Source organism: Methanoregula sp. (genome assembly GCF_041663825.1).
Classification (GTDB): Archaea; Halobacteriota; Methanomicrobia; order Methanomicrobiales; family Methanospirillaceae; genus Methanoregula.
This window is the reverse complement of the sequence record NZ_JBAYLY010000024.1, coordinates 1-24,882: the sequence shown is the minus strand read 5'-3', so window position 1 is coordinate 24,882 and position 24,882 is coordinate 1. Positions and strand designations below refer to the sequence as shown.

The 24,882-nt window shown below is 54.5% G+C and carries 22 protein-coding genes and 1 pseudogene; 9 read left to right on the top strand and 14 right to left on the bottom strand.

Annotated features, from left to right (window positions below; all coding sequences use genetic code 11):
- Window positions 1-21 precede the first annotated feature (21 nt).
- The 10 genes and pseudogenes from WCX19_RS10615 to WCX19_RS10570 all read right to left on the bottom strand — a co-directional run bounded on the left by WCX19_RS10615 (window position 22) and on the right by WCX19_RS10570 (window position 12,077).
- Window positions 22-1,389 (bottom strand): nitrogenase component 1, encoded by a 1,368-nt coding sequence (locus tag WCX19_RS10615; RefSeq protein WP_373007917.1) that lies wholly within the window; start codon window positions 1,387-1,389, stop codon window positions 22-24.
- Complete coding sequence (nifD, locus tag WCX19_RS10610; protein WP_373007915.1) at window positions 1,382-3,022, bottom strand: nitrogenase molybdenum-iron protein alpha chain; 1,641 nt, start codon at window positions 3,020-3,022, stop codon at window positions 1,382-1,384. Before nifD ends, WCX19_RS10615 begins: the two co-directional genes overlap by 8 nt.
- A 16-nt stretch (window positions 3,023-3,038) precedes the next feature.
- A complete protein-coding gene (locus tag WCX19_RS10605) occupies window positions 3,039-3,458 on the bottom strand; it encodes a P-II family nitrogen regulator (protein WP_373007913.1) in 420 nt (139 codons plus the stop codon).
- Between the two features lie 17 nt (window positions 3,459-3,475).
- On the bottom strand, window positions 3,476-3,802 hold the full coding sequence (locus tag WCX19_RS10600; protein WP_373007911.1) for a P-II family nitrogen regulator: 327 nt from the start codon (window positions 3,800-3,802) through the stop codon (window positions 3,476-3,478).
- A 60-nt stretch (window positions 3,803-3,862) separates the two neighbouring features.
- Complete coding sequence (gene nifH / locus WCX19_RS10595; RefSeq protein ID WP_373007909.1) at window positions 3,863-4,693, bottom strand: nitrogenase iron protein; 831 nt, start codon at window positions 4,691-4,693, stop codon at window positions 3,863-3,865.
- Between the two features lie 521 nt (window positions 4,694-5,214).
- Entirely contained in the window at window positions 5,215-5,400 is a 186-nt protein-coding gene (locus tag WCX19_RS10590) for a hypothetical protein (protein WP_373007907.1), read from the bottom strand.
- A gap of 81 nt (window positions 5,401-5,481) precedes the next feature.
- Window positions 5,482-7,055: pseudogene (locus WCX19_RS10585) on the bottom strand (IS1634 family transposase).
- Window positions 7,056-7,417: 362 nt separating this feature from the next.
- Window positions 7,418-8,893, bottom strand: a complete 1,476-nt coding sequence (glnA, locus tag WCX19_RS10580) for a type I glutamate--ammonia ligase (RefSeq protein ID WP_373007905.1) — start codon at window positions 8,891-8,893, stop codon at window positions 7,418-7,420.
- 423 nt (window positions 8,894-9,316) lie between these two features.
- A complete protein-coding gene (locus tag WCX19_RS10575; RefSeq protein ID WP_373007903.1) occupies window positions 9,317-10,513 on the bottom strand; it encodes an ammonium transporter in 1,197 nt (398 codons plus the stop codon).
- Window positions 10,514-10,751: 238 nt separating this feature from the next.
- Window positions 10,752-12,077, bottom strand: coding sequence for a glutamine synthetase family protein (locus tag WCX19_RS10570; protein ID WP_373007901.1), 1,326 nt, complete (start codon window positions 12,075-12,077; stop codon window positions 10,752-10,754).
- A 148-nt stretch (window positions 12,078-12,225) separates the two neighbouring features.
- On the opposite strand from WCX19_RS10570, the gene WCX19_RS10565 reads away from it, so the two are divergent.
- The 6 genes from WCX19_RS10565 to WCX19_RS10540 all read left to right on the top strand — a co-directional run bounded on the left by WCX19_RS10565 (window position 12,226) and on the right by WCX19_RS10540 (window position 17,578).
- Window positions 12,226-13,275 (top strand): glutamine amidotransferase family protein, encoded by a 1,050-nt coding sequence (locus WCX19_RS10565; protein WP_373007899.1) that lies wholly within the window; start codon window positions 12,226-12,228, stop codon window positions 13,273-13,275.
- A complete protein-coding gene (locus WCX19_RS10560; protein WP_373007897.1) occupies window positions 13,272-14,786 on the top strand; it encodes a glutamate synthase-related protein in 1,515 nt (504 codons plus the stop codon). The genes WCX19_RS10565 and WCX19_RS10560 overlap by 4 nt, the downstream gene beginning before the upstream one ends.
- A gap of 2 nt (window positions 14,787-14,788) precedes the next feature.
- Window positions 14,789-15,532 (top strand): hypothetical protein, encoded by a 744-nt coding sequence (locus WCX19_RS10555; RefSeq protein ID WP_373007895.1) that lies wholly within the window; start codon window positions 14,789-14,791, stop codon window positions 15,530-15,532.
- A gap of 5 nt (window positions 15,533-15,537) precedes the next feature.
- On the top strand, window positions 15,538-16,557 hold the full coding sequence (locus WCX19_RS10550; RefSeq protein WP_373007893.1) for a Coenzyme F420 hydrogenase/dehydrogenase, beta subunit C-terminal domain: 1,020 nt from the start codon (window positions 15,538-15,540) through the stop codon (window positions 16,555-16,557).
- 178 nt (window positions 16,558-16,735) lie between these two features.
- Window positions 16,736-17,074 (top strand): P-II family nitrogen regulator, encoded by a 339-nt coding sequence (locus WCX19_RS10545; protein ID WP_373007891.1) that lies wholly within the window; start codon window positions 16,736-16,738, stop codon window positions 17,072-17,074.
- A gap of 249 nt (window positions 17,075-17,323) precedes the next feature.
- Window positions 17,324-17,578, top strand: coding sequence for a hypothetical protein (locus tag WCX19_RS10540; protein ID WP_373007889.1), 255 nt, complete (start codon window positions 17,324-17,326; stop codon window positions 17,576-17,578).
- A gap of 103 nt (window positions 17,579-17,681) precedes the next feature.
- Here WCX19_RS10540 and cca read toward each other — a convergent pair whose 3' ends face one another.
- Complete coding sequence (cca, locus tag WCX19_RS10535; RefSeq protein ID WP_373007887.1) at window positions 17,682-19,073, bottom strand: CCA tRNA nucleotidyltransferase; 1,392 nt, start codon at window positions 19,071-19,073, stop codon at window positions 17,682-17,684.
- A complete protein-coding gene (gene thpR, locus WCX19_RS10530) occupies window positions 19,067-19,618 on the bottom strand; it encodes an RNA 2',3'-cyclic phosphodiesterase (protein ID WP_373007885.1) in 552 nt (183 codons plus the stop codon). The genes cca and thpR overlap by 7 nt, the downstream gene beginning before the upstream one ends.
- A 121-nt stretch (window positions 19,619-19,739) precedes the next feature.
- Here thpR and WCX19_RS10525 point away from each other — a divergent pair, with 121 nt between their 5' ends.
- The 3 genes from WCX19_RS10525 (at window position 19,740) to WCX19_RS10515 (ending at window position 23,379) form a co-directional block, all read left to right on the top strand.
- Window positions 19,740-20,009, top strand: a complete 270-nt coding sequence (locus tag WCX19_RS10525) for a glutaredoxin family protein (protein WP_373007883.1) — start codon at window positions 19,740-19,742, stop codon at window positions 20,007-20,009.
- Window positions 20,009-22,195 carry an anaerobic ribonucleoside-triphosphate reductase gene (nrdD, locus tag WCX19_RS10520; RefSeq protein ID WP_373007881.1) on the top strand — a complete coding sequence of 729 codons (2,187 nt, stop codon included), beginning with the start codon at window positions 20,009-20,011 and terminating at the stop codon, window positions 22,193-22,195. Before WCX19_RS10525 ends, nrdD begins: the two co-directional genes overlap by 1 nt.
- Window positions 22,196-22,431: 236 nt before the next feature.
- Window positions 22,432-23,379, top strand: a complete 948-nt coding sequence (locus WCX19_RS10515) for a hypothetical protein (RefSeq protein ID WP_373007879.1) — start codon at window positions 22,432-22,434, stop codon at window positions 23,377-23,379.
- Between the two features lie 156 nt (window positions 23,380-23,535).
- Here WCX19_RS10515 and WCX19_RS10510 read toward each other — a convergent pair whose 3' ends face one another.
- Both WCX19_RS10510 and WCX19_RS10505 read right to left on the bottom strand, forming a co-directional pair.
- On the bottom strand, window positions 23,536-23,955 hold the full coding sequence (locus tag WCX19_RS10510) for a hypothetical protein (protein WP_373007877.1): 420 nt from the start codon (window positions 23,953-23,955) through the stop codon (window positions 23,536-23,538).
- Entirely contained in the window at window positions 23,924-24,577 is a 654-nt protein-coding gene (locus tag WCX19_RS10505; protein ID WP_373007875.1) for an ArsR family transcriptional regulator, read from the bottom strand. The genes WCX19_RS10510 and WCX19_RS10505 overlap by 32 nt, the downstream gene beginning before the upstream one ends.
- Window positions 24,578-24,882: the final 305 nt, after the last annotated feature.

The window sequence follows — 24,882 nt, the reverse complement described above, 5'->3', positions numbered from 1 at the left end:
TTCTGTTCACAGATTTTTTTCTCACAGGACCAGTTCGAAATCTTCGTCAAGGGCGTCGCGGTCGCGGCGTTCGAGAAGCGCATCGCTGATCTGCTCGATCAGGCGCAGGCAGCCCCGGTAGCCGACCACCGGCATGAGCGGGTGCACGGCCCGGTCAAGGATCGGAAAGCCGAACCGGACAAGGGGGATATCCTCTTTTCGCGCGATGTACTTCCCGTAGGTTGTCCCGATCATGAGATCGACTTTTTCTTCCCGGATCCACTCGTGGAGCTCGAAGAGGTCTCCTTCGGCTTTGACTTTGCTTCCGGTGATCCCGGCCTCGTCCAGCATCTTCTGGACCGTTGCCTCGAACTCTTTTCCCGGCGTCCCGGTAAGGACATACTTCGGGACCATACCCATCGTTATCGCAAACTCGGTCATGGCGATCACATGATCGGGATCGCCGAAGATCGCGACGGTCTTTCCCTGGTAGTGGAAGTGCGTGTCGATCAGCGTGTCGATGACCTGGCCGCGTTCGATGGCGATCTCTTTGGGGATCTCGACGCCGAACCAGTCTTTCAACGCCATGACGAAATCGTCAGTGGCTTTGAGGCCGATCGGGAGTTTTAACGGGATACCGGTGACACCGCATTTCTCCTGGAGGAGATCGGCTGCCGCATTCGATGCAAACGCACCAAGGGCAAGGGTGACTTCGGAGTTGCCCGAATCCCGGATCTCGGCAACGGTCGCGCCGCCGTCGGGGTACATCTGGTACTTGCTGGTGAGCGGTGCGTCAAGGACACCGGAGGTGTCCGGGAACATGACGAGCTTGATCCCGAGGGCCGTGACGATCCGCCGGATCTCGCGCATGTCGCCGGGGTTGACAAAACCCGGGATGACATTGACCTGCTCTTTCTTGGTCTCGCCTTCGGCCACTGCCAGGTACGCGACCATCGATTTGCACATGTTGGAGAAACCCGTGATGTGCGAGCCGACGTAACTGGGGGTGTTTGTGTGGATGACGATCTTTCCTTCGGGGATCTCGCACTGTTTGATGATGTTTGGGACATCGTCCCCGATCGTTTCCGACAGGCAGGTCGTGTGGACCGCGATGATGTCCGGGTTGTAGATCTTAAAGATATTTTTGACGGAGGTTTTCAGGTTGCTTGCCCCGCCAAAGACCGATGCCCCTTCGGTAAACGAACTTGAGGAGGCAAGCACCTGGTCGCGGAAATGCCGGGTGAGGTGCATACGGTGGTAGGCGCAGCAGCCCTGTGAGCCGTGGCTGTGCGGAAGGCACCCGTGGATCCCGAGGGCTGCATACATGGCCCCGATCGGCTGGCAGGTTTTTGCCGGGTTGATCTTACCTACAGTGTGTTCGATTTTTCCTTCGGGCACGCATTCAAGCATGGGTCGCACCTTCCTGTTTTTCTGCATCGGGTTCTTCTTTTCGTTCCCAGGGCGGCACAATCATCTTCCAGGCCGGGGTCGACAAAGCATGGGTGACATCGCGGGCGAAGTTGATCGCGCCGTTGTACCCGGCATAGGGCCCGGCATAATCGTACGAGTGCATCTGTTTTGCCGGGATGCCCATTTTCTCTGCAATGTACTTGTCGCGGACGCCGGTGAAGATCAGATCGGGTTTGAGTTTTTTAATGAGCTCCTCAAGCTCGTAGTGATTGCAGTCATCGATCATGATGTCCCCGTTTTTCATGTCCGGGTACATCCCTTCGTAGTAGTTGAGCGGGACCTCTTTTTTCAGGGCCTCAAACTGCTCTTTTGAGAGACTGAGATACTCGTTTCCTTCCCTGAACAGTTTCTCGTCGGGCTTGAGGTGAAGTTCGGGAATGTTTTTGGAATCCGCATCGCTTTTGATGGTCGGGATGACCTGCCGGCCTTCGTAATCGTCGCGGTGGGCAAATTCGTAGCCGGCAACGACGACCTCCATGCCGAGATCTTTTAACAGGTGCTGGTAGTGGTGGCTGCGGGACCCGCCGACAAAGGCAAATGCTTTTTTGCCCAGGCAGATCTTCCTGAACTGTTCGAGCGCCGGTTCGATCCGGGCGGTCTCCCGTGCAATGACGTCCTCGGTCTGCTTCTCAAGTTCGGGATCGTTGAAACATTTTGCCATCTGGCGCAGGGATTCGTTTGTTGCTTCGATACCGACAAAGTTGACCTTGAGCCACGGAATACCGTACCTGGTCTCCATCATCTCGGCGATGTAGTTGATCGACCGGTGACACTGGACGAGGTTTAAGTCTGCAAGGTGGAGGTTCTTGATATCCTCGTAACTTGCATCGCCGGTCATTACGCAGTTGACCGTGTAGCCGCAGTCTTTTAGGATGCGCTCCTGCTCCCAGCCGTCCCCGCCGATGTTGTACTCGCCAAGGATGTTTATCACGTGTTTTCCGGGTTTCCTCTCGTTTCCCTTCCCGATCACGTTCTGCATGATGTTGTTGTTCGCGATGTGGTGGCCTGCCGACTGGCTGACCCCTTTGTAGCCTTCGCAGGCGTACGCAAGAACCTGGATCCCGTGGCGTTCCGTTGCCGCTTTTGCAACCGCACCGATATCATCGCCGATGAGCCCGATGGGGCAGGTCGAACAGATATTGATGGCCCGGGGGTGGAATGCAGCGACGAGTTCGTCGATCATCTTCGCGAGTTTCTTGTCCCCGCCAAAGACGATATCCGGTTCCTGCATGTCGGTGGTAAAGCAGAGCTGCGAATAGATCTTGTCTTTTGGCGTTGTGCTGTCAGCCCGTGCCTTATTCCGCCGCGTTCCCCAGCTGTAGTACCCGCAGCCGACCGGGCCGTGGGTGATGGTGATCATATCCTTGATCGGCGCAACGACCACGCCTTTGCAGCCGGCATAAGCGCAGCCCCGCTGGGAGATGATACCCGGGATCGTACGCGTGTTTGCCTCAATCTGGGGACAGGCCTCGTCCGCCTTAGATTTGATGACAATATGTTTTTTCCGGTTTTTCTTCACCGTTTCCGGATACTGCGTGTAGATCTCTTCCAGTGTTGTATCCATTCCGTCCATGTGTCCCGTACCTCCTTTACCAGATGGCGGCCTCTCCGGTCTCTCCGGTGCGGACCCTGACCGCATCGTACACCGGCAGGACAAAGATCGTCCCGTCACCGATTCCGTGCTCTGTCTTGTTGGCTTTTGTGATCGCCTCGACTATCCGCGGGACATCCTCGTCATGCGCGAGGATCGTAAAGAGACGCCGGGGGAAGAACCGCGATCCGTCAAGAAATGACGTGACCTGTTTTTCCGTCTCCGATGAATCGCTGAAGTCGTCTGCTCCCATCGAGAGGAGTTTCTGCCGGCACTCTTCGAGAACGCCGGGGTCCGTGATGAGCTTCCCGCGCCCGAGCACCTTTACCGCGGTAAAGCCGGCAACGCCGGTTTCAACAAGGGCTTTTTTGGTGGCGCCGGTCTTTTTCATCCGGACAATGGCCATGATCTCTTTCATTGCCAGTTCCCCCTTTCTTAAAGTCCTTTGGTGTTTCTTGAGATGGTGTAGACTTCGTCCACCGGGCTCACGAAGATCTTCCCATCGCCGAACGTTCCGTTTGCCCCGGTCCGCCCGGTCTCGAGCACGATCTTTACAACCCTGTCCTTCTCCTCATCGGGAATGACCATGAGGATGAGGACCTTTGGGATCTCATCGTACACCATCCCGCCGATCCTGATCCCCTTCTGCTTGCCCCGGCCGACCACATCCACCATGGTCGCCGCGTTAAATCCCGCTGCGGAAAGGTTTGCAAGGACTTCATCTTTCTTTTCCGGTCGTACTATTGCCCTCATAAGTAACATTGTTCCAGCCTCGTTTTCGTCAGTCTGTTTTTGTAAACCTGCGGTTTTTCCCACTTTTTTTTAAAGGGCATCCATGAACCCGTGCTGCATCATGAGTTCTTCAAGCCGGTCCTGGGTCATCGGTTTTGGGATGACGAACATCTTGTTCTCGTCAATGGCCTTTGCCAGGTTCCGGTACTCGTTTGCCTGGTTTGACGTGGGGTCGAAGTCGATGACCGTCTTCTTGTTGATCTCGGCACGCTGGACAAGGTTGTCACGCGGGACAAAGTAGATGAGCTGCGACCCGAGTTCCTTTGCAAATGCCTCAAGGAGGGGCCGTTCGTTGTCGACCTTGCGGCTGTTGCAGATGATGCCGCCGAGCCGGACTTTGCCGTTTACCGCGTATTTCTGGATCCCTTTCGCGATGTTATTTGCCGCATACAGGGCCATGAGTTCCCCGGACGCGACGATATAGATCTCTTCGGCTTTTCCTTCCCGGATCGGCATCGCAAATCCCCCGCAGACCACATCCCCCAGCACATCGTAGAAGACATAGTTGAGATCATCGGTGTACGCCCCGAGTGATTCGAGCATGTTAATAGCGGTAATGATCCCGCGGCCGGCACACCCGACACCGGGTTCTGGTCCACCGGATTCCACACACATCGTATTCTTGAACCCGGGTTTTAAGATCGCATCGAGCTCGATATCGTCTCCTTCGTCCCTGAGCGTATCAAGCACGGTCTTCTGGCAGAGCCCGTGCAGCAAAAGCCGGGTTGAATCCGCTTTTGGATCGCAGCCGACGACCATGATCTTCTTTCCGGCTTCTGCAAGTGCTGCGACCGTGTTCTGGGTTGTGGTCGATTTGCCGATACCGCCTTTTCCGTAAATTGCTACCTGTCGTTTCATCAAAAAGCCTCTTTTCGTTCGGTTCCACTATTTTTTCGTGAAATTATTCCCGGGCCCTGGACCTGCATGGTCGCATGAGTCCGGTATCCGCCATCCGTTTAGTGCAGGAGATCCCCAAGAGATCGTTCTTTATCGTGCAGGGATCTTTTTTAGGAACGAATCGGGATACTTTTCATCCCTGTTCCCACTGCCTGCCGCATCCAATTCCCGGTTCGGGACTTTTGGCTTTGCATGCAACTGATGCCTGCCGGGACAATTGTTCCGGTTTTTAAGCCTCTGTGTCATTCCGCCCAGGATTAGATCGGCAGCTTCAGATTGTACAATGCAGCAAACGGGCGGGACAGACAATGCCTCCCTGCCCGAAGATGTTGCATCGCAGCCAGCCGCCGGTCTCCCGGTGTCGCCTCTGACGCATGTGTTGGTTGTCGCATCTTTCCTCCTGTTACACAGTACCATGGGTTTCACAAATATTTATATGTATTAGTAGGAAAATTCCTTCCATCTTGGTTTAGTACAAATACTGATCAAATATACCGGGAAAAAACAGCATAAGTGTCTTTGATGACGATGGCGCAGGGAAACAACCCAACCGGATGTCCCGATAACCAATTATCGATTCCAAGAAAAAGAGAATGCCCGGACCTGTTCATAAGATCGTTCTTATCCAGGCGATTGACAGGATTTGGATTGGATTGTTTTGCACCATCCATGATCCTAGGGATGCCATTAGAGCCTGACGGGATTATTGGGAGAGTGGCGTGAACTTAAAAAAAGGGAGACTGCCTTCCCGCCTACATTTCGCAGGACTCCCTCACGAAATAATAATTTCTAAACGATGGCCCCATAACATTGAGGATATCCAGCGTTTCGTCCTCCAGATTAACGATAAACCGTTTGCTTTGAGAATTCACGGAGAGAATAACTTCAGCCGGTCTCATAAAGACAGTAAAGATCCATTTCATGGTAGGATTCTGAACCGGTTTCTTCAACTGGTTTTTGACCGTCGCCCCGGACTCTTTGAGTTTGGCGCGGAGGAACCATTCAGCAGCAGCATAAACAAACAAGCAGAGTACCATGAGCATGGATAAGGCTTCGATACGGCTTTCTTTCTTCAAAAACACTTCAGCGACCCGGAAACTCTTGTCCTTGAGAAACCGGAATCCGCGCTCAACGGATTGCTGACCTTTGTAGTATTTCAGGATAGTATCGGCATCAAGATCCACGTCGTTCGTTGCCAGAACAAACCGGCCAAGACAGCGTTTTTCCCGTTCGATAACTTCAGGAATGACTTCTAACGGAGAATCGAATGAAAAAACGGTTTCAACGATGTCCTCTTTACGTGGACGACCCCGTTTTTTATTGGTTTTCTTTTGAGAAGTTGTGATCCGGATACCATCAGGACGCAGGAAGGGATGGTCAGCAAACCAGCGTTCAGCCGCCCGGCGAGCATCCGGTTCACATGCGAACGGTTTTGCCTTGAGTTTTTTCAAAGATTTCCGAGCAAGTTCAATACGTTTCTTCAGGTTTCGCTCAAAGGTTTTTTCCTGGCGCTGTCGGCCTTTTTCCGAAGAGACCAGCACCCATTTCTGAGGGATTTCCCCATAATCCATCACGCATTCGTGAAATGAATATCCTGGATCCTGTCCCGGCACCATCGGAATTTCGGCAGATAGAAGAGATTTTGCCGGTGATAGTGTCGCCGGTACGTGACTTATCCAGAACGTATGCCGACCCAGAGTTTGGAGGTTCTTCTCGGTATAAAACGCGCTGTCCGCGATATAATAAGCCCGGTCCTTCAAATTGAGATTTTGTCGTACTTTCAGGATCGTTTCAAGGAGTATTTTCTTATCCGATTCATTGCCGGAATACGGCTGGGTGAACAGAGGTATGCCATGTTGATTGGATACCATGCTCATGACAAACTGCTTGAGATCATCCCGGTGATCTTTGCTGTGGCCATAGGTTATCCGGATGGTGCGAAAGTCTACCTCGTCTTCATCTTCATAGTCTCCATAGACGCTGAAACTGGTGGTATCTGCGTGGAGTAAATGGGTGCCGAACTTGAATTTTTTCATTACTTCCATGACGATCTTGTTGAAGAGATCGGTGGAGCCATACTCGTAGATGCGATCCAATGTCCGTAGGAGAACGTCATCGTTGAGATGCTCTGGCGTAACTCCGGGGCCGAATAACTGTTCGGTTGCGAGATTGCTGAAAAACCGGGAAAAATATACAGCCGGCGTTCGTTGAATCCTAATCCGTTCAGGAGCATTGCCTTGATTATGGCTGAATGCGGGAGGACATGGTTCCGGGTCTTGGGTAATGCTTCGTCGATAATCCCGGTGATACCGAGTTCATCGATCATTCCGGCAACAAGCCCCAAATGTCCTATTTGCTTCGACGTAAAATTCTGTGAGGTTAATCCAGAAAAATCTGGCATATTTTGCTTATTGCTGTACTAAGATATATTTCTAAGTATTGAGGGTATTCCCATGATTCGGAAATCTTCCTGCGAAAGGTCGGTTCCCGTTTTATTTTTTAGAATTTATCCTAAAAAATAACAGGGATTTGTCATGAAAATTTTGAAAACTTCAGTCGATAGAACAGGCAAATGGAAATTCGAGTTTGGAGTGCAAAATTTTTATTGCTTTGGTGCGAAATCTTTGCCTTCATGCGGGTTTTTTTAGAATCCGAGTTTTATGGCAAAATGAAAATTTTGTCCGGTCTTTACATATCGAAATAGAGATGATATTCCCACGGGTGGGGGCGGAGCCGGACACCGTCCATTTCGTCACGCTTGTAATCGATCCAGACATCAATGACATCCTGCGTGAAGACGTCGCCCTGCAACAGGAATTTGTGATCGGCTTCGAGCGCATCAATTGCCTGTTCAAGCGATCCGGGAACAGTCGGGATCTTCTTTGCATCCTTACCGTGGAGATCGTAGGTGTTGCCTTCGAACGCTTTGCCCGGGTCGATCTTCTTTTTGATACCATCGATACCTGCCATGAGGAGGGCAGAGAACGAGAGATATGGGTTGCACATCGGGTCTGGTGGTCGGAACTCAATTCTCTTGCTTTTCGGATTCTCGGTGTACATCGGGATCCTGACGGCCGCAGACCGGTTCCTCATCGAGTACACAAGGTTGACCGGTGCTTCGTATCCCGGCACGAGGCGCTTGTACGAGTTGGTAGTCGGGGCGCAGAATGCCATGAGCGCGTTTGCGTGTTCGAGCAGACCACCGATATAATATTTTGCAAGCTGGCTGATCATGCCGTAGCCCTTCGCATCAAAGAACAGGTTCTGGTCTCCCTTCCAGAGCGACTGGTGGGTGTGCATGCCCGAACCGTTGTCCCCAAAGAGCGGTTTTGGCATGAACGTTGCAACCATGCCAAACTGCTGGGCCATGTTCTTGACGATGTACTTGTACATCATGCAATTGTCGGCCATGTTGACAAGCGAGCTGTACCGCATATCGATCTCACACTGACCTGCCGTAGCGACTTCGTGGTGGTGGACTTCGACCGGGATCCCGGTCTCGATCATCTTTAAGATGATCTGGCTGCGGATATCCTGGAGCGAGTCGTGCGGAGGCACAGGGAAATAACCTTCCTTGTACCGTGGTTTGTACCCGAGGTTTGGATGCTCGTCCCTGCCCGAGTTCCAGCTGCCTTCGATCGAATCGACCGAGTAGAATCCCTGGTTGACGGACTGGGAATATCTCACATCGTTAAAGATAAAAAACTCGTACTCAGGTCCCCAGAAACTCTTATCGGCAATACCCGTGGACTTCAGGTACGCCTCTGCTTTTTGTGCAATGTACCGCGGGTCGCGGGTATATGCAGATTTATTTACCGGATCATATACATTACAGATGATGCTGACGGTGGGGATCTCGCAGACAGGGTCGACCACGGCAGTCGCGGTGTCCAGGTACAGGAGCATGTCCGACTCCTGGATCTTCTGAAACCCGCGGATGGAGGATCCATCAAACCCGATCCCTTCCGCCCAGATCCCCGCATCGGGGCTGGTTGAACTGCTGAGTTCTGTTGCTGGAATAGAGAAATGCTGCCAGAGACCGGGCAGGTCGTTGAATTTCAAATCCACGATCTTGATATCGTTCTTTTTAATGAGGGTGTGGACCGAATTAATTTGCTCTTTTGTCACGCTTGTTATCTTGGTGTTCTTGCTCTTTTGTCCCATGTAGTCACCTTTTCATACCCGACAGGCATGTTCATGCACGCGTGATAATCCGGGAAACCAGTGTGAACCGTGTCAAATGCCTGTTGAGTGGTAGGAAGTATGTTTCCTAGTTATAGTATTTAATATGAGTTGTTTTAAAATTAGTAGATTATTGAGGAAAAACAGAGTCATTAATTTGATCTTAAAAAAAATCGTTCGTTTGGATAACCGGATAATCAAAATCAATGCTTGCAGGTATGATATCCCACAACAGGTGAACCGGACAAAAAGTACGTTATCCAGATCCGGCCCGGATCACGAAAAATATTTCCTGATACAACAACGTTGAAAAAAAAACTGAAAAATTCTCACATTTTTTAGTCAATCCTATTCACAGTCGCCAAGGGATCTTTAACAAAAAGGAAAAAGCGGGCAGGCTTTCTTTTAAGCCCGCTCGCCATACTGGCAGATATCCAGGCCCACGTACTCCTCATCGGGGGTAACCCGCAGGCCCATGCAGCGATCGAGGATGGTCGCAATCACGTATGTCATAACAAATGCATAGATCATGGCCGCAAACGCACCCACTGCATTTACGAGGAACTGGTGGACATTTCCTTCAAACAGGCCGGAGAACCCGGCAACTGCCGCTGCCGCAAACAGGCCGGTCGCGAGCGTCCCCCAGAGACCCCCCATGCCGTGAATTGCCCACGCGTCAAGGCTCTCGTCAAGCCGTCTGCGAATCCGCCAAAGCATCATTGCAAAGCAGAGCACACCGGCAACCACACCAATGAGAATGGCTACAAGTGGGCTGACAAAGCCAGCCGCAGGAGTAATCGCCACCATGCCCGCGATCGCACCGCTGACCATCCCAAGGGAACTGGGTTTGCCGTGGTACCAGCTTGCAAACATCCACGCAAGCGCACCGGCTGCCGCTGCGGTGTTCGTGTTCACAAACGCGGTAACTGCGCTCGCGTTCACCGCAAGGGCGCTTCCCGCATTAAACCCGAACCAACCAAACCAGAGCAGGGCCGCACCAAGAAGGGCGATCGGGATATTGTGGGGCTCAAGCGAATATTCGCCAAAACCCGCCCGCTTTCCGATCACGAGTGCCAGTGCAAGCGCGGCAAATCCCGAACAGATTTCGACAACGGTACCCCCGGCAAAATCAATGAGCCCCATCTGCTGCGCCCATCCGCCGCCCCATGCCCAGTGTGCGAGCGGGCAGTAAACAACCGTCAGCCATACGAGCACGAACACGATAAAAGACGTCAACTTGATCCTCTCTGCAACTGCGGAAGTTACAATCGTGATCGTAACAGATGCAAAGAAGAGCTGGAAAACCATGTAGATGAGCGGCGGATATGCCGCACTCCCGGCATCTGCACTCACGCCATTAAGTCCGAGATACTGCAGGTTGCCGATAAAACCGCCCACATCCGGGCCAAACGCTAGCGAGTACCCGACCAGGATCCACTGGATACTTACGAGCGACAGCACCACGAACGAGAGGGCAATCATCGAAATAAAATTCTTCTTTCTGACAAGTCCGCCATAAAAAAACCCGACCCCCGGGGTCATCAGCATGACCAGAAGCGCCGAGACCATGAGCCAAGTTGTAACACCGGTATCCAGAGCCATATTTTTCTCCCGTAACTGTTGATTTTGGGACGATCACGTATCCCACAACCACTCTGGTCGTCGATATGGGAGTGAGCAGGAAACCCTGCAGTGCGCATCTCAAGACGGGCAGTCCCACCCATCCAGTGTTATTATCCGCACATACCCCACGGCAGCCGTAACCAGAGTGATATTGAGGCAGTTACCGGATGAAAAGTCCGGACTGTACCCTGTCGCCTTTTTAAAAAAATTTATGAGATTAGTAGGTAGCGAGATACCGATCCAGTTCCCACGGGTGAACCGCGAGACGGAATGCATCGGTCTCCGCTTCGGCAATGTTTGTCAGGGTTTCGATAATGTGCGGGCCGAGCGCATCGCAAAGTACCTGATCTTTTAACAGGTACTGGTGGGACTCGGCAAGGCTGCCCGGCAGCATATCGATCTTCATCTTCTTGCGCTCTTTTGCACTCAGATGATAGATGTTGACGTTGGTCGAATCAGGCGGCATAATCTTGTTCTTCACACCGTCAAGACCGGCAGCGAGCATACAGGCGAACGTAAGGTATGGGTTACACATCGGGTCAGGACTGCGGAATTCGGCACGGGTGCTGTTACCGCGGGCGGCCGGGACACGGATCAGAGCAGACCGGTTCGTAGTACTCCACGAAATGTAGCAGGGTGCTTCGTAGCCGGGGACGAGTCGCTTGTAGGAGTTGATCGTCGGATTGGCAACCCGCGTGATCGCCTTAGCGTGCTTTAAGAGACCACCGATATAGTAAAGTGCGGTATCAGAAAGACCGTCGGGCGCATTTGCATCGTAGAATGAATTCTTACCGTTCTTTGCAAGCGACCCGTGGGTATGCATACCGCTTCCGTTGATGCCGGCGATCGGCTTTGCCATGAACGATGCGTGCAGGCCGTAATTAAGCGCAATTGCTTTGGTCGCAAACTTGAATGTCATGACCCGGTCTGCGGTCGTAAGTGCATCCGCGTACTTGAAATCGATCTCGTGCTGGCTTGCAGCAACTTCATGATGGGACATCTCGATCTCAAATCCCATACTATTGAGCGCGAGCACGATGTCACGGCGCACGTCTTCTGCCTGGTCCTGGGGGGCCAGATCGAAATAACAGCCTTGGTCGATGAACTGCGTAGTCGGTTTGCCGTCGACAAGGTTGAAAAGGAAGAACTCAAGTTCGGGCCCGGTGTTGAAGGTATATCCCATCTTTGCTGCCTGGGCCTCAACATTCTTTAACACGAACCGGGGGTCACCCTCAAAGGGCTTGTTTCCGTACGTATACACGTCACACATGAACCGGGCGACCTTTCCCTCCTGGGGCCGCCAGGGCAGGGTTGTATACGATGCCGGGTCAGGCTTGAGGAGCATATCAGACTCCTCGATCCGGGTAAATCCTTCAATGGACGACCCATCGAACCAGATCCCCTCAGTTAAAGCTTTTTCAGCCTGAACGACCGGGATTGCCGCATTTTTTGGCATACCTGGCACATCGGTGAACTGGAGCCGGACAAATTTTACATTGTCGGCCTCAATTTTCTTGAGCAGTTTTGATACGTCCGCTGACATAATGGAAATAAGTTTCCAACCAATTACATTTATATTTTCTCAACCAACTCTTTAGAAACAATGGTACACGTTTCAGTTTTGAACGAATGCCGGCATTAGAGTTCAGGATAAAGTTTACTACTATAGAACATCCCGATTGTGATATACTATGTGCGGAATTATAGGGGTCATCGACAAACGCCGCCAGTGCATGGACGGCAGTAAGATACGGGAGGCACTCGCGTCAATGGACGAGCGGGGAAGTGGCGAAGGCGCCGGGTATGCAGCCTACGGGATCTACCCGGAATTTGCAGATTCCTACGCCATACATGTCTTCTTTGATAATGTACGGGAGAACAAACCGGAGCTTGTCAAAGATCTTGAAGAATGGGGGCGGATCGTCCATTGCGAAGCGATCCCGATCTACAAAGCAGGGATTAAAAAAGTCCATACTCCGTGGCGCTTTTTTTTCAAGCCTGATATTACCCGTGCACAGGAACCACTTACCACCGCTGACGATATTGTCATGCGGCTGGTCATGAATGTAAATTCCGCACACAAGGGCAGCCTCATTTTTTCATCGGGAAAGAATATGGGTGTCTTCAAAGCCGCGGGATGGCCCGAGCAGGTTGCTGATCTTTACCGAATACAGGACTACAAGGGATATCTCTGGCTCGCCCATAACCGGTACCCCACGAACACGCCCGGCTGGTGGGGCGGGGCACATCCCTTTAATCTCCTTGACTGGAGCGTTGTTCACAACGGCGAGATCACCTCCTATGGTACCAACCGACGCTACATTGAGAGCTACGGGTACGACTGCTCGATGTACACTGATACGGAAGTCGTCGCGTATCTCGTCGATCTGCTGGTACGAAAGCACGGTCTTTCCGAAAAGCTTGCGGTGCGTGCCCTTGCTCCTCCGTTCTGGGATGAGATCGATGCTATGCCGGAGAAGGAACGGGAACTCAACCGTGCACTCCGGCTCACGTACGGCCCGGCGCTCATGAACGGCCCGTTTGCCATCTGCGTCGCGACGGCCGACACGCTCGTGGGATTCACAGACCGGATCAAACTGCGCCCGCTCGTTACCGGTGAACACAACGATCGGCTCTACATCTCCAGTGAAGAGGCCGCGATCCGGCGCATCGAACCGGCAATCGAGGATGTCAGGATGCCGAAAGCCGGCGAGCCCGTGATCGGGAGGGTTATCGCATGAGCATCGGCAGCACCCCACTCCGGTTCAAGGTCGACCTTGACACCGAACGCTGCATGAAATGCGGGCGGTGTGTCGAGAATTGTTCGTATGGCGTCTTTCGTAAAGAGGGCGACACTATTGTTGTTGCCAACTCACGGGCATGCGTCGCCTGCCACCGCTGCCTTGCGTTCTGTCCCCGCGATGCGATCGACATCTACGAGAAGCCCACGGACTACCGGAGCCACCCGGTCTGGACCCGCGAGATCCGGGAAGCGGTCTTCAACCAGGCAAAGTCCGGTAAGATTATCGTCGCCGGGATGGGAAACGTCCTCCCCTACCCGATGATCTTCGACCGGCTCGTCCTTGACGCCTGCCAGGTCACAAACCCCTCTATCGACCCGCTCAGGGAACCCATGGAATTGCGGACGTATCTTGGGAAGAAGCCTGCGGCACTTTCCGTAAAGGAACATAAGAACGGTGACACGGAACTCCTCACCAAACTCGCCCCGAACCTGAAGATCGAAACGCCGATCATGATCGGCCACATGAGTTACGGTGCGATCAGCCTCAATGCCCAGACCGCCCTTGCAAAAGCAGTCACCAAGATGGGGACGTTCATGGGCACCGGGGAAGGTGGCTTGCACGAGTCGCTCTACCCGTACCAAAGCCACATGATAGTACAGGTCGCCTCCGGCCGGTTCGGGGTCGATATCAATTACCTCGAACGCGGGGCCGCCATCGAGATCAAGATTGGTCAGGGAGCAAAGCCCGGGATCGGCGGGCACCTGCCGGGCGAGAAGGTCTGCGCAGATGTTTCCTGCACCCGGATGATCCCGGAGGGGAGCGACGCGATCAGCCCGGCACCCCACCACGATATCTACAGTATCGAGGACTTAAAGCAGCTCGTGCACAGCCTCAAGGAGGCAACCGAGTGGAAGAAGCCGGTCTTTGTGAAGATTGCCGCGGTGCACAACTCGGCGGCAATCGCGGCCGGGATCGCACGCTCGGGCGCGGATGCCGTGGTCGTCGACGGGTTCCGGGGTGGCACGGGCGCTGCCCCGAGAGTCTTCCGCGACCACGTGGGCATCCCGGTCGAGGCGGCAGTTGCGAGTGTCGATGCAAAGCTCCGCAAGCAGGGGATCAGGAACGAAGTATCGATCATCGCAAGCGGCGGGATCCGGCAGAGCGCCGATATTGCCAAGATCATCTGTCTCGGTGCCGACGCAGTCTACATCGGTACTTCGGCACTTGTTGCGATGGGCTGCCGGGTCTGCGGCACCTGCAACCGGGGCACCTGTGCCTGGGGGATTGCAACCCAGAAGCCGGAGCTCACAAAGAGACTTGACCCGGAGACAAACGCCGTGCAGGTCGCAAACCTGATCCACGCGTGGACCGACGAACTCGCTGAACTTATGGGCGCGGCCGGCATCAACTCAATCGAGAGCCTGCGGGGCAACCGGGACCGGCTCCGGGGCTACATGCTCGACGAGAACCTGCTGAACGTGCTGGACGTAAAGACCGTGGGGGCGTGAAGATGGCGGCAGTACGCATCGATGCAAAGGAGTTGCACTACACCCCGCTCAACCAGCAGATCAGGAAAGCCATCTGTGACGGCGCAAAAGATATCGTGATCGACAACGTGCTCGGCCAGCGGTTCATTGGTGACGGGCTCCGGGGCGATGACGTGACGATCACGGTAAACGGCGTCCCGGGCGGCGACCTCGCGATGTTCATGAGCGGCCCGACTATTATCGTCCACGGGAACGCGGACCATGCGCCGGGCAACACGATGAACCAGGGAAAAGTGATCATCCATGGGAGCGGCGGTGACGCGACCGCCCATTCCATGCGGGGCGGCCGGGTCTATGTCCGGGACAGCATCGGGTACCGGGGCGGCATCCACATGAAACAGTACATGGAGAAGCGCCCGATCCTTGTGGTCGGCGGTTCCGCCCGTGCATTCCTCGGCGAGTACATGGCAGGGGGCCTTTTGATTGTCCTTGGCATGAACGGGCAGGTACCGGTCGCAGAAAGGGGTGTCGGGAGCGGCATCCACGGCGGCGAGATCTTCGTCAGGGGAACGGTTGAGGATAAATACCTCGGGGTCGGCGCAAAGCAGTTGCCGGCGACGGTCGAACAGATGGCGATGATTCACCCCATCATCGAGGATTTTGCAAAGGCGTTCGGGATCGATCCCGAGCCCCTGATTTCCGCACAGTACTCCCGGATCGCGGCAGCGAGCGCACGGCCGTTTGCGAACAAGTATACACCGGAGTGATGGCGATGGCAGCAAAAACATACCAGGATTTAAAAACCGAGGTCTGGGACACCGGGAAATGCTCGGGATGCGGCGCATGTGTCGCCGTCTGCCCGGCCGATGCCCTTTCCTTTGCTGAAGGGGAGATGGTGGCCAGCCCGAAGAGTAACGGCTACTGCAAGCAGGCGACCGACAATGTTCCCTGCGGGGCGTGCTACGCGGTCTGTCCCCGGACCGGCGACCAGCCGAAGGAGACACTCGGCGCATACCTCGAACTGCTCTCGGCAAAAGCGGCCTTTGAGATCCCGCACCGGCAGAGCGGCGGGGCGGTCACGGCAATCCTTGCAAATGCCCTTGACGAGGGAATGATCGACGCTGTGGTCACGGTGACCGAAGATCCCTGGACGCTCAAACCCACATCCGTGGTTATCACGAAGTCCGATGTCCTCATCCGGGAAGCCGGCAGCCGGTACAGCTGGTGGGTGCCGCTCCTTGCAGCGCTCAAAGATGCCACGATCACCCGGAAGTACACGAAGATTGCCGTGATCGGTGTCCCCTGCGCTGTGCAGGCCGCGGCCCGGATCCGGGCAAGCGAGAACGACCTCCTGCGCCCGTATGCGAAATCGATCCGGCTCGTGATCGGCCTCTTCTGCACAGAGACCTTCGATTACGCAGGCCTCGTGCACGGGAAACTGGAAAAGAAGTACAAGCTCGCGCCCCACGAGATAAAAAAACTGGACGTGAAAGGCAAGCTCGATATCTTAAAGCAGGACGACACGCACCTTTCCATTCCGCTCGCGGAGCTCGAAGACACGATCCGGCCGGGCTGCCGGATCTGCACGGACTTCTCATCGCTCTCGGCCGATCTCTCGGCTGGAGCAGTCGGGAGCCCGGCAGGATTTACTACGCTTCTCATAAGGAACGAGACCGGCAGGGGATTTGTGGAAAGCGCCATCCGCAACCACAAACTTGTGACCGAAAAGAGCGTGGATACTGCTGCAATAGAGAAACTTGCAGAATCGAAGATTAAGAAAAATTCCCGGTAAAATTTTTTCTTTTTTTCCCTGCATTCCATGCCGGACACTCCGGTACCACTCCTGTTTTTTGTTTTTTTAAGAATGGATTTAAGTGAAGGCTTCCTCATTGTATATTATCTGACAGTTCCAGGAAACGTTGTTGTGCGGTAGATCCGAACAGCGATCCCGGGACACACGGTGAATTACCATGAAGATGATTAAGGCAATGATACGTCCCGAGAAGTTCGAGGCAGTGAAGACGGCACTGGACGAGGCAGGATTCGGAGCACTGACTGTATTCGATGTTGAGGGGAGGGGCATCCAGAAAGGCATCAAGCAGCAGTACCGCGGCGCCGAATATATCACCGACCTGATCCCCAAGCGCCAGATCGAGATCGTGATTGCGGATGAGGCAGCAGAAAAGGTGATTGAGATCGTCAAGACTGCCGCATACACCGGCAAGATCGGCGACGGCCAGATCTTCGTGCTCCCGGTCGAGGACTCGATCCGGGTCAGGACCGGGGAACGGGGTTCCAAGGGCATCTAAAAACCGGGTGCCCGTTATCGTACTGGGATCAGACCCAATCCGGGCCTGATACAGCCGTTTTTCCTGTGAGCCCCATAACAGACTCCCACAAATCCGGGCTCAATCCGAGCCCCGATCACCATTTTCACACTCAAAACGAAGCCCGTATCGGGATCCATTTAAAAATAACCTCAAATCCGGTTTATTTTGCCAATCGGACAAAATAAAGGGTTCACATAAACGCATTTTGAAGGGGTATTTCGGGTCTGTATGGGTTTTCTGTTGATGGGGAAAATGACCGCTGTCAGAACGCGAATATGGCTTGGCAAAAGGCATTATATGGAGCTCAATTTAGACGTATTTTTAAAAACAGGGCAACATAATCCCGTATTTTTTAAGGACGACAAAACAGACGATTTTGCGGGTATTTTTCCCATCTCAACCAAGGCAGGACCATCAAACGATCTTTATTGTATTACACTCAAGGGAGTGATCGCAGTATCAGGAAATGCAACAGTGTGGTAAAATTTATTTCAGGACTTTCTGGATCCTATGCACATCACACTTTGTGGGATGCCAGCGCGGCAGGGGCAACAGCCCCCAAGAGCGCGCTCTAAAAAAAATGCCCTTACCGGCCCCGGGAAATCCGGACCAGCGGCGAACACCGGTCAAAAAACCCGGCAATAAATCCCGCAAACTCTTCCTGCCAGCAGTCCACCCCCTCAAACACGCACCAGTCTTTTTCAAGCGACATCCGGACATGCCGGCCGACACCCACGTTTAAGAGCGCCGGGGAGGAGAGGAGGTCTGCCGCACGCATAAATTCCCGGGGCACCTCCATCATATACCGCCCGTTCTCGATGAACGGCCCGGGGAGCGTCGCTTCCCGGTACTTTTCCCGGAATTTCTCCGCATTCATCCGGTTCCAGACCGGGGGGCCTTCGTGGCGCCGGATAGGCGGGAGGTCATCAGTCAGGAGTTCGAAGAGGAGCATGCACCGCTCCTTTCCCATCCGGTAGTGGGCATGGTGGACGACAAAACCGCTCCGGGTGAGCAGGTCGCTTATCGCGCCCGTGCTCCGTTTCAGCTGGGGCACCACGACCTCCTCGATAAACGGCGGGGTCGCAAACGTGACCGCGTAGAGGGAGGTCCCCCGCGACGCGAGCAGCGCGGCCAGTTCCTCTTCGCTCACCGGCGTTTCCTTGGGCAGCGTAAAGAACGCTTCCGATGGCGCATCAAGGTAGCCCCGGGCGAGTTCGATAAACTCCGCCATCCGGTCCATCGAGACCGCCGCCGCCACGTTTCTTCGCGGGTCAACCGGGTCGATCACGATCAGCGGCTCGTCAAATTCCTTTGCCGCGTGGTGTGCGATATCAATCTTCAGGTGCGGGCCCCATGCGGACGCGGCGTGAAGGAGCTGCGTAAACCCGCCATAGTGGAGCACTAAAAGTTCGCAGAGATAGCCCGAGAACCCCTCGGTCATCTGGTCGGAACCGTAGATCCCCCCGGCCTTTGCGAACCGTTTCAAGAGGAGCACATCGTCAACAAGACCGTTGATCTTGTCCGTGATGTACCGGGTGTGAAACGGTGTCCTGTCCACCGCGCTCTGGATATGGGCGGCACTCGCGACATTGTAGCAGGGCACGAGATCCACATCGATAGAATCGATCGTCGCGTTGATGTACGGGTGCTCGGCGTACTTCTCGCAGAACGTATCCGTGAACGTCCGCGCAATATTGCGGGCGAGCGCGAGTCCTTCCGCTTCAAGCGCCTCACGGGGCAGGTCGGGCGAAAAGAGCATGAAGACGTCGAGGTCCCGGTCGCCTTTCACCCACGTGTTCCGGGCGATGGAGCCGACAATCATCCCCTCCGCTTTCCCGCTCTCTTTGATCGCCGCGAGCAGCCGGCCGGCAACCTTGTGGATGTACTCCCGCTCCTCCGCAGACGGCCGAAGCTGCTCCGCGAGGATCTTCTCTTCAAGCGGCAGCCTGCCGGTTCCTTCACCGTTCCCGTTCACCATGTCACCTCCGCGATATCCTCATACACCGGCCCCCGGGGCGTGAGCGTACTTTTTTTCAGTTTCAGGCCGGCAATAGTGCAGCCGCCGCAGGGCACACCTTTGAGTTCTTCAAGGCACCGGAAGAGCGACGGGTCTGCTTCCTTGACCCGGGCGAGCGTCGCATGGGGAGTAAAGCCCCGGGTCTCGCGGGGAAACCCGAGCGGCACCAGCGCGGCTTCCACTGCGGCAAATACCTCACGGCCTTTTCCTGCATCGTCCAGTGCGCACCAGACCGTGTGCGGGCTCCGGGGATTGTTCACCGTGATCCGGTTCCCGGTCACCGGGAACGGTGCAGCCTTCACGGTTTTGAGTGCTGCGACAAGCTGCGGGACCTTCTTCTCATCCACCTCGCCAAGGAACTTGACCGTGACGTGGATGATCGCGGGATCGACAAAGGTGAGCCGGGCAGTACTTTTGCGCAGCACTCCCTGCGCCGCTGCCAGATCCTGCCGCATTTCAGGGGACAACTCGAATGCCACAAACGCCCTGACCATCAGGGTACTCATTGTCCATTCACCTACAAATGGTGATCGCTCGATGCTGCTGTGCAATGCGTCGGCAATAGTACTAAACCACGATTTTTTTATCCACTAAATGCGTAGTCCTAGATAGCAGAGGGTGCCTTCTATGACGAAAACGGTTGAGTTGATCGTGTATACGCTCGATACCTGCCCGCATTGCGAAATGCTCAAGAAATCTTTGAAAAAAGGCGGCTACAAATTTTCCGAACGCGACCTTTCGACTGCCGAGGCCCTCACGGAGCTCCGGCTCAACGGTGTCTTTGTGAACGAAGCGCCCGTCCTCCAGCGGGGCGAGGAATTCTACACCACCGCTGACCTCTTCCCGACAGGAACGCTTGATGAGAAAAAACTCGGAAGCGTCCTCTCGGGTGCATAATGGCGGCGCGGCGGGAGACCCGGCAGCTGACCTTTGACGGCGGCTTTAGTCCAGCCCTTCCCCCGGTCCGCACGACCGACGGCCACATCATCGAGTGGGACCGGAACCGGATTGTCGAGCAGATAAAAAAGGAGACAAAACTCGTCGAGGACTTCTACGGGTACGAGGGCGCGGACGATGCGACCGCCCAGGAGATCGCCCGGCTTGTCGAGCAGCGCATCCATTCCCTTGGCTTAAAATCCCTCTCGGGCCCGCTCATCCGGGAGATCATGAACATCACGCTCCTTGAGAAGGGCATGGTGCAGTACCGGAACGTCTGCACCCGGGTCGGGACGCCGGTCTACGATGCCCACCAGATCGATGTGGGGAAGGGTTTTGAGGCGCACGACAACGCAAACCTCCAGGAGAACGCCGAGACCAGCCACAAGAAAAAGGCGGACAAGATCTCAAAAGAGCAGTACCTGCTCCAGCTCCCCCCGGAACTTGCCGACCACCATCTCTGCGGCGAGATGCACATCCATGACCTCGAATATTTCGGGACGCGACCCTTCTGCCAGGACTGGGACCTGCGCTACTTCTTCTACTACGGCCTCATGCCGGACGGGAACGGGACAAAGGCTTCGGTCGCCGGCCCGGCAAAAAGGGCGGAGGTTGCGATCCTCCACGCGGTAAAGGCGCTCGGGAGTGCCCAGACGAATTTTGCCGGCGGGCAGGGCTACTACAACTTCCTCACGTTCCTCGCGCCCTACATGGAGGGTATGGACTACGGGGAGATCAAGCAGAACATGCAGATGTTTGTCTACGAGATGACGCAGATGATGGTGGCCCGGGGCGGCCAGCTTGTCTTCTCATCCGTCCAGCTCTCGCCGGGCGTCCCCTCACTCTGGCAGGACAAGCCCTGCGTGTTTAAAGGAAAAGTCTGGGACGGGAAAGCGGCCCCGCGCCGCACGTACGGCGAGTTCGAGCGCGAGGTCCGGCTGCTTTTCAAGGCGCTCATGGATGTTATGATCGAAGGCGATTACTGGGGGAAGCCATTCAACTTCCCGAAACCCGAGATCAGTATCGAGCCGGACTTCATGCAGGAACGCGAGGAGTTCAACCGGGCCCACCCGGACCTGCCGACATTCCGCGACCTGTACCTCATGACCTTCGAGCTCGCCTCCAAGTTCGGGACGCCGTACTACGACAACCAGCTCCCGGCCTACCGTGGCGCAGGGAAGGGCATCTCCTGCTACCAGTGCTGCGCCTACCAGTTCTCGGCCGTGGCCGACAAGGACTCGGACTTTGACAAAAAACTGATCTTCAAGGACGGCAAGCATTTCTCGATGGGCTCGTGGCAGGTGGTCTCGGTCAACTGCCCGCGTGCGGCTTACAAGGCACAAGGGAGCGATGAGCGGCTCTTTGCCGAACTCCGGGCGCTCATGGATGTCGCCATTGAGCTCTTCAAGATCAAGCGCCGGTGGATGAACAATATCCGGGCGAGCGGCCGGATGCCATTCGCGATGCAGCGGCCAAAGGACCCGAACACCGGTGAGCGCGGGGCGATTGCCGTCGACCTCGAAGGTCTCGTGTACACGATTGGCGTGGTGGGGGTCAACGAGATGGTCCAGCACCACACCGGCCAGCAGACCCACGAGTCAAAGGCCGCGTTCAAGCTTGCCATACGGGCGATGACCGAGATGGAACTCTACGCGAGAAAACTCTCGGAAAAGAACAACATGACGATAGCCCTTGCCCGTACCCCGGCCGAGACGACCGGCCAGCGCTTTGCGGTTGCCGACCTCATCGACAAGCGGTACCACGACTTTGCCGCAAAGGTGATCAAGGGCGACCTCGACTACGCGCTCGAAAACCTGGGAAAGACCCGCGATCTGCCCATCTACTACACGAACGGTACCCACGTCGCGCCGGGCGCAAACGTCCCGCTCACAAAAAGGATGGAGATCGAGCATGTCTTCTTCCCGATCGTGGACGGCGGGAACATCTTCCATATCTGGCTCGGCGAGGCCCGACCCGACCCCCGGGGCCTCATGGACATGGCGATGAACCTCTGCCGGAACACGCAGATCGGGTACTTCGCGTTTACCCGAGACCTCACGGTTTCACTCAGGCAGTTCCGTGAGTACCGGCCGGACAAGAAGACGATCAGCCAGTGGGTGCCAACGGATATCCCGGCAAAGGCGTAAATCCTTTTTTTTTTCAGGCGCAGTTTTTGCCTGAGCCCGGTACAAAGTTAACCTTAATCCGGTATCATCTGATCGTAGTCCGGGCACACAGAGACACGGCATAAACCAATAGATTCTTCCTGTTTTTATTGTACTAACCCGGCGGTTCAATGTGGTCACCACCACAATCCAGGGAATAGATAACGCCAACGCGAGTAACTTACACCCAAATAAGGTGTAAAGTTCGGAGTACATTAATGTCCCAAATCGTCGTAGAAACGGACACGATCAAAAAAGCAGTTCTCTACTTTTTTGCTATCGCAGGCATCGCAATCATCGGGTGCATGGTGGGGATGAGTATCGTAGATCGTTACAGCAGCCTGCAGGCAGAACAGACCGTGATCCCTGAGGCTGCACCTGATACAATTCCCGAACCAACCGTTGCACAGACCGTGTACCCGACAATCATTGAATTTACGGTACTATCAACGACGGTAGCAAACGGGCACTATTCCGTGTATACAACCGCCGGGCAAACCTTGTATATGCCAGACTTCTATTCGTGGAATCATTTGCTCCCGCGGGACACATATTCTGCAACTATCACCGGGGCAGAGGCGAACGGTGCGCTTGATGTCGCAACGGTTAATCGCGTTGCCTCGCGTATCACGGTCCCCTCGTTAAAAGGAGGAGTTCAGAGATCAGCATACCCCTACGTTCTTGAATTTACGGTACGGTCAACTTCGAGCGCCTACGGGCACTATTCCGTTTATACAACCACCGGGCAAACCTTGTATGTGCCAGACATCTACTCGTGGAATTCTTTGGTGCCCGAGAATATCTATTCTGCAACTATCACCGGGACAGAGGTGAATGGGGCGCTTGATGTGGGTACATTAAATTTTAATTCTCAGGGAAGTTCTCCAACGGTACCTGACCCGGTGAGTGGTGCGATGGCATTACCCCAGACCTGGACACTACGGGGCTCATCGCATACCGGCACCGTGACACTCTACCCGGATGACACCGGCTCGGCAACGATTGACAGTTACCCGACGATCTCTTTCCTGTACACGATGGATGCGGATGACACGGAGGGCACGGCGTCGTACAGGTTGTGGTCGGTTCCGTTTACGTATGATCCCATAAATAAGGTGATCACTTCACCAAATTACCCGGGTGCTGAACTGGTACCAACGATATAAAAATCTTATTTTTTTTTAATCCGGCAACTATAGAATTTCATCCATCGGCATCATCTTACATTCCGGGTAGTACTACCACGGGATTTGTGCTCTACGACCGTTTACCTTCCTTTGTGGTTTTGATAGAGGAAACGCGGACGACAAAAAAAGATCAAATTATCGATAGTCCGGGATTTTCCGGAGCGTGATATCCATAACGCCGCGGTGCACCCGGTAGGTGCTGTGGATAATATCGATGGGCTTTTCGAGCATGACGGTGGTAGAGCGGTTGTCCACGCAGATCCGGACTTCGTTTGTCTGGATATCCGCATAGGGAGCGTGCTCGGCTTCGGGGGGGATTGCGGCGGTGATAAAGATCTGGGTGTCGGTCTCCACCACTTCGTACGGGATATCGTCGTCTCCGTTGTCTGCCCCACCGGGGAAGACCCCGGGTTCGCCGGAAGCGTGCCGGGTCACGATGGTGTACCCGATGATGCGGGCGTGCTCGGCTTCGGGCATATTCCGGACGATCTCTTCCACTATCTTTGAGAGGTTGCCAAACACTTCATCGTAGGGGTTGTTGGGATTCGTCTGCATGGACTCCTCTTAAGTGTATCCGGTTCTTCTTTCTTGATACAATGCCCCTCTTCTCGAACTCTGCAAGGATCGGCCCGAGCTCCTCATCAGGGTACCCGGTGGCCTCCGCGAGTTCAGCGGGTGCAAGGGGTTCGTGGGAGAGGGCAATTGCTACAGATAGTTCTCGCTCGCTCCTGAATAAATCATTATGGTTACGGGCAAGATCAGCAACTTTCGTGTCGATATCATGGTTGAGCTGTTCGAGATGTTCGACCATCTGGTCGTGGGCCTGGACCATCTTTGCAAGCATGACAACGGCCTTCCGGGTCCGCTCGTCAGCCGCGGTTGGTGTCGCGTCTTCCTGCCCGGTCATGACGATCTGCAGGTTCTTGAGGCTGACGTCCACAAGGATGTCGTTTGCGAGGTAGTAATACTTGCGCCGGCGGTCGTCCATCTGGAAGGAGAGGATCTCCTCCCGCTCCATGAGCTGGAGATGGTCGATGACTGCCTTAGGTGAGATCATGAGCGTCTCCGATATTTCGGTGACAAAGCACGGCTTCTGCCGCAACAGCCGGATAATACGCCGCCGGTTCCGGTTCCCGAGGATATCCAGGAGCCGGGCAACTTCTGCGAGATCCTCCATATTTACTTAATGTTAGTGCTGCGAGTTTATAAAGAAAGGGCAGAAGGGGTTCTGATAAAATCACGGTTGATTGATACGTTTTGCATGGCTCCTGGATTGATTTTGACATCCCTGGTAGAAGGCTATAATAACAAAATCCGACAGCGTATCACCCGATTTTGTAGGAAAACTGTTTTATTTTCTGCTCTGTAGAAAACCTAAACCAAAAACGAATGTACCGACGACCGAAAGATCTAAGGTACATCGTCTCCTTTTCTTGATGTGAAGTCAAAGAAAGAGGAGACGATAAAGAGATCGACGAGCCG